The sequence below is a fragment of the Nevskia soli genome, assembly GCF_903970205.1.
Classification (GTDB): Bacteria; Acidobacteriota; Terriglobia; order Bryobacterales; family Bryobacteraceae; genus Bog-113.
On record NZ_CAJCHS010000228.1, the window covers coordinates 1 to 10,469 of the forward strand.

Annotated in this window: 8 protein-coding genes; 7 read left to right on the plus strand and 1 reads right to left on the minus strand. The window is 62.2% G+C overall.

The window, feature by feature from the left end; all coding sequences use genetic code 11:
* Positions 1-583 precede the first annotated feature (583 nt).
* Positions 584-913 (plus strand): type II toxin-antitoxin system PemK/MazF family toxin, encoded by a 330-nt coding sequence (locus H1Y01_RS20020; RefSeq protein ID WP_180540443.1) that lies wholly within the window; start codon positions 584-586, stop codon positions 911-913.
* A gap of 24 nt (positions 914-937) precedes the next feature.
* On the opposite strand, the gene H1Y01_RS10350 is transcribed toward H1Y01_RS20020, so the two are convergent.
* Positions 938-1,531, minus strand: coding sequence for a hypothetical protein (locus H1Y01_RS10350; RefSeq protein ID WP_180540444.1), 594 nt, complete (start codon positions 1,529-1,531; stop codon positions 938-940).
* Positions 1,532-1,690: 159 nt separating this feature from the next.
* On the opposite strand from H1Y01_RS10350, the gene H1Y01_RS10355 reads away from it, so the two are divergent.
* From H1Y01_RS10355 to H1Y01_RS10380, 6 genes are all read left to right on the plus strand, one after another.
* Positions 1,691-2,521, plus strand: coding sequence for an FHA domain-containing protein (locus tag H1Y01_RS10355; RefSeq protein WP_180540445.1), 831 nt, complete (start codon positions 1,691-1,693; stop codon positions 2,519-2,521).
* A 96-nt stretch (positions 2,522-2,617) separates the two neighbouring features.
* Complete coding sequence (locus tag H1Y01_RS10360) at positions 2,618-4,147, plus strand: protein phosphatase 2C domain-containing protein (RefSeq protein WP_180540446.1); 1,530 nt, start codon at positions 2,618-2,620, stop codon at positions 4,145-4,147.
* Positions 4,144-5,985, plus strand: a complete 1,842-nt coding sequence (locus H1Y01_RS10365) for a serine/threonine-protein kinase (protein ID WP_180540447.1) — start codon at positions 4,144-4,146, stop codon at positions 5,983-5,985. Before H1Y01_RS10360 ends, H1Y01_RS10365 begins: the two co-directional genes overlap by 4 nt.
* A complete protein-coding gene (locus H1Y01_RS10370) occupies positions 5,976-9,194 on the plus strand; it encodes an FtsW/RodA/SpoVE family cell cycle protein (protein WP_180540448.1) in 3,219 nt (1,072 codons plus the stop codon). The genes H1Y01_RS10365 and H1Y01_RS10370 overlap by 10 nt, the downstream gene beginning before the upstream one ends.
* Positions 9,194-10,009, plus strand: a complete 816-nt coding sequence (locus tag H1Y01_RS10375; RefSeq protein ID WP_180540449.1) for an FHA domain-containing protein — start codon at positions 9,194-9,196, stop codon at positions 10,007-10,009. The genes H1Y01_RS10370 and H1Y01_RS10375 overlap by 1 nt, the downstream gene beginning before the upstream one ends.
* Positions 10,006-10,469 (plus strand): hypothetical protein (locus H1Y01_RS10380; protein ID WP_180540450.1); only part of this gene is annotated, 464 nt, incomplete at its 3' end. The genes H1Y01_RS10375 and H1Y01_RS10380, both read left to right, overlap by 4 nt.

A 10,469-nucleotide genomic window follows, 5' to 3' on the forward strand; every position in this document is an offset into this window, starting at 1 on the left:
GCTCTCTCTTAAGTTCAACATGCGCGGCATCGCGAAGAACCTGTTCCAGGTAAGCTTCCATCGACTTCCGGTTTGACTTCTAATGTCAGAGTCACTGGGCGCACTTCAACCTTCTATTGTTACGCAGTTAATCGATGTGGACGGAACCACGCCGTGAACCCACCTTGTATCCGCGTAACTGCTCGGGCTTCCCCATTACCTCGCACCTAGTCTTCTAAGGAACTCGCGCAAAACGGAGCGCGCCCCGCGCCGCCAGGCGTCACGAGTTCCTCTTTGGTTTGGCGGCGCGGGATCGCGCCCTTTGCGCTTTTGAGGATGATAAATCGGCCGCGAGCAGAAGTGGTGGTAGATTGGTGGTATGAAAGTCAAGACCTCGGTAACACTGCCGAGCGCGCTTCTCGAAGAGATAGATCGCGTAAACCCGAATCGTTCGGCGTTTCTTGAAGAGGCCGCGCGCTCATACCTGGAGCGTGCTGCGAAGCGCGATCGTGATGCAAGAGATGCCGCGATCATAAACAAAAACGCCACACGGCTAAACCGCGAGGCCGCCGACGTTCTGAGATATCAGGGTTTACCTGAGTAAGTGCGACGTGGCGAACTTTACCTGGTGCGCAACGTCGGGGAAACTGATCCGCGCAGACAACGTGTGTTCGTGATTGTGAGTCGCCAAGTACTGATTGATTCCAAGTTCTCTACCGTCATTTGTGCTCCGGTTTATTCGAGGCACGACGGATTAGCTACGCAAGTTCTGTTGGGGATTGAACAGGGGCTGAAACATGAAAGCAGCATGAATTGTGACGAACTGGTCAGTTTGCCGAAATCGATGCTCACCCGGTTCGTTGGAACACTAGATTACGAGAAGTTGGGCGAAATGGATCGGGCTCTTGCGATTGCCTTGGACCTTCCCGAGTAGTCGCGCCAGGCGCCTACGGGTAACCTATCGGATCGTCAGATCCCCCGCCATCAGATGCGCATGCAGCTTATACTTCCCGGTGCTATTGCGCGCGTTGAAGCTCCGAAATAGCCCGTCTTTCGTGACATTGAACGGACCCGCAACCAGGTCGCCCGCCGTCACCGACGCGTCCGCGGTCTTATAATCGCTCGCCTTGACTCCGGTGATCGTCAGATCGCCCGCATAGAGCTCGACGTCCTTGTCCCCCGTCACCCCGCGGATTTCCGCATCCCCGGCCGACATCCGTACATACAGGTTGGTCTTCGCTGGAATCTCAATCCGGAAATGCGTGTTGTTGCTCGGACCGCCCGTGATGTCCAGGTTTCCGGAATAGCCGTTCGCGCGGAACCGGATCGTGACATTGCGCCTCTGGTCATCGTCGGTCAGCTCGCAGCTGACGCGAACGTCCGTGCGGTCGACGCCTACCACGTCGATCGCGGACGACCGGATGTGCATGTTGATGGAGCCGCCTTGCACGAACCCCGCGGCGAACGCGTGATCGCAGTTTCCACTCGTATCGGCGCGAGCTGCTACCGCGAGCAGCACCGCCAGAACCGCCAAGCCGGCTAATTTGGGCATATTCAATTGTGAGTACGCCCGGTTTCGCGTGAAAGTTCGCGAATTTCTCCCCGCCGCGCTCTCGCGTGAACCCCCCACGTGAACATAGTTTAATCGCGGCGGCCTGCGTCCTTTGAAATCTCTCGATATAGTGGAACGTAAACAGCTAGCAGGGGACCAGTGGCACATTACGGCCAGGATGTAAGCGCGGGCAAGGTTGGCGCAGGCAAGCTGAGCGGCCAGTCCGTCATCGGCGAATTGCTGCGCAACATGGAGCTGGGCCGCTTCGAGCTTGCCTATAGCGTGCTGCTGCCGTGCGTTTTCAACGTCTACCTGCATCCGGAAGATCACGCCCATCTCGCCGGCGTTTTCCCGCTGATCGCCGAAGATGCCCGTAAAGCGCTGCGCAACCGCGTGGCCCAGTTAAACGCGCGGCCCAAAATGATCGGGCTGAAAGTCGGCAAGGCTCCCAAGGAGTTCAAGATCGCCTGCCGCGAGTGGGTGATCGATTTCCTGGCCAATGCCGAAGTTCCGCCGGGCGATGTCGAGATCCATTCCGAACTGAATGAAACGGTCGAGCCCGGCTTCCGCGGCACGAAAACCACGTTGATGGACCGCGAACCTTCGGTGACCTCGGAACGGCTCGCGCAGTCCAGCGGAGCGGGCAGTCAGACCCGTAAGGCGACCGACCGCGTTTTCGCTGAGATCCAATATGTGGACGATTCCGGCCCGCAAACCTATCTCATGACCCAGAACGACGTCTCAATCGGAAGGGGAGGCGACGGGCAGTTCATGGACCTGGCGCTCTACGCGAGCGATGATGTGTCCCGCGAACACATGCGGTTGCGACGGGATCCCGCGACCGGCGTCTTTCTGATTACGGACAAAAGTACGAACGGCACGTGGCTCAACGGCAAAAGGCTGAAACGCGGCGTCGAAGAACCGTTGCCGGACGTTTCCGACATCGGGATCGCGGAAGTCTTGACGCTCGCTTTCCGGGCGCGCAGGTAATAGGCAGGGTATGTACGGCTGGCACATTCCGTTCGTAATCGCATTCGCGCTATTCGCGCTGCTGCTCGTGCTAACGAACATCCGGAGCCGCAAGTCATGACGCGATCCGCCGCCGCGTTCCTGGTGGGCACCGCCACCGACATCGGCCGCAAGCGCGAGAAGAACGAAGACCGGGCGTACGCCGACGAAGCCGCGGGCATCTTCCTGGTGGTGGATGGGATGGGCGGACGCGCCGCGGGCGAACAGGCGGCCGATATCGCCATCGGCATGATTCCCACGGAGCTGGAGCGCGCCAAAGGGCCGATCGAAACGCGCGTCCGCACCGCCATCGCGGCGGCGAACAACGAAATCTTCCACCGCGCCCAGACGCGTCCGGACTGGAAAGGCATGGCTTGCGTCCTGACGCTGGCCGTCGCCCACGAAGACAAATTGGTGGTCGGCCATGTGGGCGATTCGCGGCTCTATCTCGCCTGGACCGGCCGCCTCCGCAAGCTCACCGCGGACCATTCGCCGGTCGGCGAGCGCGAAGATCGCGGCGATCTCACCGAAGAAGAAGCGATGCGCGATCCACTGCGTAACGTGGTGTTTCGCGACGTGGGATCGCGCCCGCATGAACCGCTCGACGAGGGCTTCATCGAAACCCGCACCTATCCGTTTCGCCCCGACGCCGCCTTCCTGCTCTGCACCGACGGCCTGAGCGATTCTCTGACGAATGCCGCCATCAACGCGGTGGTGCAGCGCTATGACGGCGACCCGCAGCAGATCGCGCAGCAATTGGTCGAGGCCGCAAACGATGCCGGCGGTCAGGATAACATCAGCGTGATCTTCGTCGCCGGCCCTGAGTTTCAGGGCTCGGAAGGGCGCGTGGTTGCCGAGGCGCGCGCGCGGCATTCGGTCACCCGGATGCGCCGGAGCGGTTGGCTCACGAAGGCGATGGGCAAGCTCGCTTGGCTGATTGCAGGCGCTGTTCTGGGCGCGGCCGGTTGGGCGGAGGTCGAGCGCTTCCTTATCCCCGCGGTGGTCGGCGTCCCGCAATCGGCTCGAATCGATGTCGATGCGGCGAGCCCCGATGCGCTGCGCCTCGCCATGCGTGCGGCAAAGCCGGGCAGCATCATCGCGGTCGCGCCCGGTGTCTATAACGGTCCGCTCGACTTGCGCGACGGCGTCACCATCGAGAACGCGAAGCTGGGCGACGCGCCCGTCCTGCGCGGCCTGGTGCTCGCTCGCGATGTCCGCGATGCCCGCATCGACGGATTGCACATCGAAGCCGGCGACGGCAACGGACTCGTCTTCCGCAATTCAACCGTCGAAGTGAACGACACCGAAATCACGGGCGCCTCGGGCTGTGGCATTCGCATCGAAGGCGCCTCCCAGATCCGTCTGCGAGCCGATTCGATTCACGATAACCAGTGCGGGCTGATGATCGAAGGGGCGAGCTCGGTAAGGCTGACCGGCAGCCGCATCGCCCAGAACCGCACCGCGTTCGAGATCCACGTTCCCGGCCAGCTTTCGGCGGACGGAAATTCGATCGATCGAAACGGCGCGGTGCTCGCCGGGGACGATGCCGATGCGGTTCTGGCCGGACTCCGCCAGCACAACGAAATCTCCGGAGGGACGCCGCAATGAGCGCCGTCGCAGCGCCTCCCCGCCGCTTCGGTCCTTACGAGATCGTGCGTAAACTCGGCCGCAGCATGACCGACGTCTACCTGGCCTACGATCCGCGCATGAACCGCCAGGTGATCCTCAAAATCATCGAGAATTCCAACGACGATTTCACGCGTCTGGTGATCGAGGCCGAACGCCGCGGCGCGCAGATTCAGCGCGACCTGCATCGCATCGACCCGCGCATTCTGGAGGTCTACGATTGCTCGGAAGCCGAGAACAGCTTCTTCGTCGCGATGGAGTTCTTCGACGGCAGAAACATCGCGGAGATCCTGCGAACCGAGCGGCGGCTCGACCCCAAACGCGCCGCCCGCTATGCCGCCGAAACGTGCAGTCAGCTGGATCGCCTGCATCAGTTTGTGTCCGACCTCGACGGCAAAAAGCGCGCCGTCGTGCATGGCGACATCAAGCCGTCGAATATCCAGATCGGCCCCAACGACGAACTGCGCCTGCTGGATTTCGGCATCGCCAAAGTGATCACTTACACGCGCAGCCTGACCCAGCACAATCTGGGCAGCCCGACCTACTGTTCGCCCGAGCGGCTCGCCAAAGGCCAGGTGGACGCTCAGGCGGATCTGTGGGCGCTCGGCGTCAGCTTGTATGAAATGCTCGCGGGCTCGCCGCCCTACCAGGCGCAGGATACGCGCAAGCTGGAAAATCTGATTCAATCCAAGCGGCCGCCGCGCTCGCTTCCGGAGAGCTGCCCGGAACCGCTGCGCGCCATCGTTTCGAAAGCGCTCGCGCCCGAAATCGACCGCCGCTATGCGGACGCGAAGGCTTTCGAAGCCGACCTGCGGGCCTTCGTCGAAAACCGCCCGACGATCGCGGCCTCCGAACATAAGCCGGCATGGGGCAGCAACACCACGGTCCAGAACCTGCGGACGGAGGTCGTCAAGCCGCGCAGGACACCGCGAGCGCTTCAGCAAATGCGGCGATTTCCGTGGTTAAAGCTGGGGGCCGTCCTGTTCGCGGTGGCGACGATCTTCCTCGGCTTCTACCTGTTCGGGCGCGTGCGCGATCAAATCACGGGCGCGCGTAACACGCTCGATTACCGCACCGCCAGCATCGCCGACATCAACGCCGACTGGCAGCGTTTCCGCGCGCTCGCCGATAAAGACGCCTTTCTCGGCCGCTTTTCCCCGGCGCTCTACCGCTCGCGGAGCCTGAGAGTAGAGCTGATGAACACGGCCGATGACGTGATCGACGAGTACCGCAACAGCTCCGATGAAGCGCTCGAAGATTTCGACTGGGCGAAGGCGCAAGTCTGTTTGCGTCACGCACTGGAAATCGATCCGGGCGATCGCGCGGCCCTCAGCAAGGCGGCTTTGGTCGACGGCTTTTTGAACCTGATGCAGAATCCGGCGCTTCCCAAAGCGCTGCCCAGCGAAGCCAGCTTCCGCCGCGCGGCGTCGCTCGCTCCGAAGAGTCCCGAACCGCATTTGGGACTGGCGCGGTTCTATATCTATGTGTTGGGCAATGTGGGCCGCGCGCTTGCTGAACTGCATCAGGCCGAGCGGCTCGGCTTCATTCCCGGACCGCGCGAAGCGGAAGAGCAGGCCGACGGCTACTTGCTGCGCGCCGAATCCGAACTGCGCAGCCATACGTTGCGGTTGGCGAGCGGGGATCTGGATCGCGCGCGCGCGCTATACGAACCGATTATCGGCTTCTCCCACGTGGACGACGATCTGAAGCGCCTCGATCAGGATGAAACGGTCGCCGCGAAGCTCAACGCGCCGGCCGCGCCGATTCACGCCGCGCCCGCGTCGAAGAAAAAAGAGGCCGCGAAGAAGCGATGGCGGTAACCCGCAGTTGGGAGCGGACCGTCGCCGTCCGCATCGAGACGGAGAAAGTCGCGCCCCGGGAGCGCGGCCGCGAATGGCCATTCCTGCTCGGCGCGACCCTACTCGTGGCCTGGGGGCTGGCCCTCGTGTTCTACGGCAAAACGCAGAACTTCGCCGAGCAGAACGCCAGGCTCGCGCACGGGGAGTTGCTCGATTTGAACGCCGGTCCGACAGCCGATCAGATCGCTCCGTTCCTGACGAACTTTCGCGATCCGGATGAGCGCACTCTCGCTGCTGAGCGCGTTCGCGATTTCCTGGCGAACGCCGGGCCGCTGCCGAATGTCGGCGCACTCTCGAAGCTGCGCATAAGCCAGAGCGAAATCGAAGCTGACCCGCGATGGATCGAAATGAAGGAAGCCCTTGCCAAGCGCCTCGACAGCAAAAAGCCCGTCAAAGGCACGCTCCGGCTGCCGCTGCTCGAACTCGCCAGGATCAAGCCAACGCTCGTCGTGCGCGCGCCATCTGAATTCACCAGGACGTTCGCGATCTGGTGCGCGATCTACCTCGCCGCGTTCTGGATCGTTCACGGCTGCTGGCGATGGCGCCGGTTCCGCGGCGATCCATCCATCCTTCCCGCGCTGCATCTGCTAACCGGTATCGGCCTGATGTTAGCCATCAGCCTGCGCGACCCGCTCCGCGACTCGCTCGATTTCAAGAAGTTCGCCTGGGGTTGCGCGCTCGGCTGTGCGCTCCTGCTGCTGCCGCTGCTGCGCGCCTTCCAATATCGCAACTTCACGCGCTGGGTCTACACGCCGCTGCTCGTCAGCTTCGCGCTCTTTGGCCTGCTGCTCGTCGCCGGTTCCGGACCGACCGGCAGCGACGCCAAGGTCAACCTGGGTCCATTCCAACCGGTCGAGCTGATTAAAGTGCTGCTGGTCTTTTTCCTCGCCGGATACTTCTCGCGCCGTTGGGAATGGCTGCGCGAGCTGCGCGAGCGCCGCTTGGTCCCCCGCTGGGTGCGCTGGCCCGAGATCCCGCGTCTGCAACACATGCTGCCCGTGATGATCGGCGTTGCGGGCGCGCTCGTGTTGTTCTTTGTCCTGAAAGATATGGGACCGGCGCTGGTTCTCGGCTTCCTGTTCCTCTCGATGTTCACGGTTGCGCGCGGCCGGTTCGGACTCGCGCTGTTCGGCGTCGTGTTGTTGGTCGCGGGAGTCTTCGTCGGCTATCGGATCGGCACGCCTCAAACGGTGGTCGAGCGCATCGATATGTGGCTCTCGCCCTGGGACAACGCGGTTCACGGCGGCGATCAGATCGCGCACGCGCTGTGGGCATTCTCCACCGGTGGCCCGTGGGGATCGGGTCCAGGCCGCGGCGATCCCGGCATGATTCCGGCCGGCCACACCGATCTGGTCCTCGCTTCGATCGGCGAGGAATGGGGCATTCTTGGCACCGTCTCGGTCTTCCTGCTGCTCGGCTTTCTGGTCTACCGCGCCTTCCGCGCCGCGCGCAACGCACCGGATGAATACTCCACATTTCTGGCGTTCGGTTTGGGCGCGCTGGTCGCGCTGGAGATGCTGCTGATCTCCGGCGGCGTGCTCGATGCGATTCCGCTATCCGGCGTTGTATCGCCATTCCTGAGCTCCGGCAACACGGCGATGCTCGCCAACTTTCTGATCTTCGCGATTCTGCTCGGCATCTCGAATCATGCGCCTGTCGAGAAGACGCGTCCCACGCTGCCGTTCCGTCACTCGATGCGCGTGGTCGCGCTGGTTCTAGCCGGACTCGGCCTGGCTCTAACCGCGCGCGCGGCGTATTTCCAGGTGACCGCCGCCGATCAGTACCTGATCACCGACGCCAAAGTATTCGCCGAAGATGGCGTGAAGCGGCCGCAGCACAATCCGCGACTGAATTCGCTGATGCGGCAGATCCCGCGCGGCAACATTTACGATCGCAACGGCGTACTGCTGGCGACCAGCAGTTGGGCTGACCTGCAAGCATCCAAAGCGGACGTCCAGTGCTGTTCGCCGCTCGAGAGCCGCCACTACCCGTTCGGCGCGCTCACGCTGCAAGTGCTCGGTGACCTGCGCACCGGCGAGAATTTCCACGCCACCAACGCGTCTTTGATCGAGCACGATTCCAACGCGCGACTTCAAGGCTATGCCGATCCGCGCGATCTCGCGCCATTGATCCGTTACCGCCATTACCCGGACTATCCACCGCTGAAGGCGCTGCGCGACAAAGATCGCAGCGTGAGGAGTTCGATCGATATCCGCCTGCAGCAGAAGCTGGCCGAGATCATGTCGCGCCGCGTGACGGGAGCGGGTACCAAGGGCGCGGCCGTCGTGATGGACCCTGCCACCGGCGACGTGCTCGCGATGGTCAGCGCTCCGGACGAGAGCCTCGACCGCGCGCGCTACGGCGTCTATCCGCCCGGTTCGACCTTCAAGCTCGTGACGGCGATCGCCGCGCTGCGCAAAGACGCCGGCCTGACGAAACAGACGTTCTCCTGCGTGCGCCTTTCCGATGGCCGCGTCGGCACGCGTATCCCCGGCTGGAACCGCCCGATCCGCGATGACATTAAAGATCACGCGCATGGCACTCTGAATCTGATGGGCGCGATCACCCAATCCTGCAACGCCTATTTCGCGCAACTCGGCGTCTTCAAGGTCGGGGCGGATCAACTGCGGGCAACCGCGGAGTTGTTGGAAATCCCTCCCGGCGACGAACGCGAATTCAGGAAGATGCTTCCGTTTTCTTCGTATGGACAAGGGCCGGTTCTCGCCACGCCATTCAAGATCGCGCGTGTGGCTGCGACGATTTCGAATGGCGGTAAGATGCCCGAGGGCCGCTGGGTGATCGATGAGAGTAATGCCCGGTCGCAGCCGCCGGTCTTGGTCCTCGACGCAGGCCCTGCGACTTTCATGGCGGAAGCGATGCGATCCGTAGTCACCAGCGGCACCGGCCGCGCGGCGATGGCTGGGCTCGATATTCCGGTTGCCGGCAAAACCGGAACGGCGCAGGTGGAAACCGGCGAGCCGCACTCCTGGTTCGCCGGCTTCGCTCCTTACGGCGATGCGGAACATAAGATCGCCTTCGCGGTCGTCGTGGAACATGGCGGCTACGGAGCGAAATCCGCCGCGCCCATCGCCCGCGAGATTGTTGAGTCCGCGCGCGACCTGGGCATCATCCCGGGCAAAGCGCCGACGGTCGTATCGGAGAAGAGATAGTGCCGATTTCGGATGTCTTCGAGAAGCTCGGGAAAGCGATTTTCGAGAGTCCATTCTCCGCAACACGGTTGACCGCTGAAGTGCCGGAGCTCGCCGAGATCCGCCTCGCCGCACTCGACGCGATCAAGAGCAAGAGTCACCGCGTTTCCGGCAAGCTTGTTTTCCCGTTCAATCAGGTGACGATCTACCTGAGCGGGGTTCCGGAAGAGCAGGAACCGGCGTTTCAAAGCGAGTTTCTGTCGCGCTACTTCAATGAGGAACTGCGCGCCGGTCTGGCCCGCTCGAACTATCGCTTTCCTGACGATCTGCGCGTTGACATCCAGACGTCATCCGAACTGCCCGGTCCGAAGCAGGAATGGATTCGCGTCGAGACGGCCGCGCGCCCGAAGCCGGTGATCGAGCCCGACAGCGAATCGCGTCTTCCCGGCGTTTTGATCCTGGTGCAAGGCACGGCAAACGTGGCCGAGATGAAGCTCGATAAAGTGCGGACGAATATCGGCCGGACTGCCGAGGTGTTCAAGTCCGCGGGACCCTCGCGCCGCAACGACCTCGCGTTTGCTGAAGATACCGAGATCAACCGGTCCGTCTCGCGCGAACACGCTCACATCATGTTCGACAAAGCCACTGGGCAGTATCGCCTGTTCAATGATCGCTGGTACAAGACCGGACCCGACGCGGAAGCGAATTGCGCCTTGTGGATCGTGCGCGACGGCTTCGGCCAGCCTATCCACCGCAATTCCCGCGGAGTTGCTTTGATGCCGGGTGACGAGATCCATTTCGGGCAGGCGGTTATGCTGTTTGTGCGTAAGGTATGAACGATCTCGAACAGCTCTATGGCAATATGCTCGACGGAGAACTCGAAGCACTGGCCGCCGAGGCATATCAACTTACCGATGTTGCGCGGCCGCTGCTGCGCGCCGAAATTGCAAGGCGAGGACTGGATGTCGAGCTTCGTGATACTCCCGCACCGGTCAAGAAGAAGGTTGTTCCGTTAGCTCCCGGCGAAGCGCTGATCGCCATCGGCAAAGTCTGGGATTTGGCTGAGGCGAGACGCGCCAAAGAGATTTTGGACGGGATCGATGTTACGTCCTACTTCGGGTCGGAGAACATTCAGGAAATCGACGAAGCTTCGGATAACTTCGACGAAGCAACTTATCCTGAAGGTATCGACTTAAAGGTCAAGGAACGGGAGATCGAGGCCGCTGTGATGGCCCTACGGATGGCGCCCCCGCTCAAGTCTGTCGATCTACCGGAAGAAGACTTCGCGATGAAGTG

Bases quoted from the DNA above. Each gene is read 5' to 3' on its own strand.
- H1Y01_RS10350 (WP_180540444.1), bottom strand. From the start codon at position 1,531: ATGCCCAAATTAGCCGGCTTGGCGGTTCTGGCGGTGCTGCTCGCGGTA.
- H1Y01_RS10360 (WP_180540446.1), top strand. From the start codon at position 2,618: ATGACGCGATCCGCCGCCGCGTTCCTGGTGGGCACCGCCACCGACATC.
- H1Y01_RS10365 (WP_180540447.1), top strand. From the start codon at position 4,144: ATGAGCGCCGTCGCAGCGCCTCCCCGCCGCTTCGGTCCTTACGAGATC.
- H1Y01_RS10370 (WP_180540448.1), top strand. From the start codon at position 5,976: ATGGCGGTAACCCGCAGTTGGGAGCGGACCGTCGCCGTCCGCATCGAG.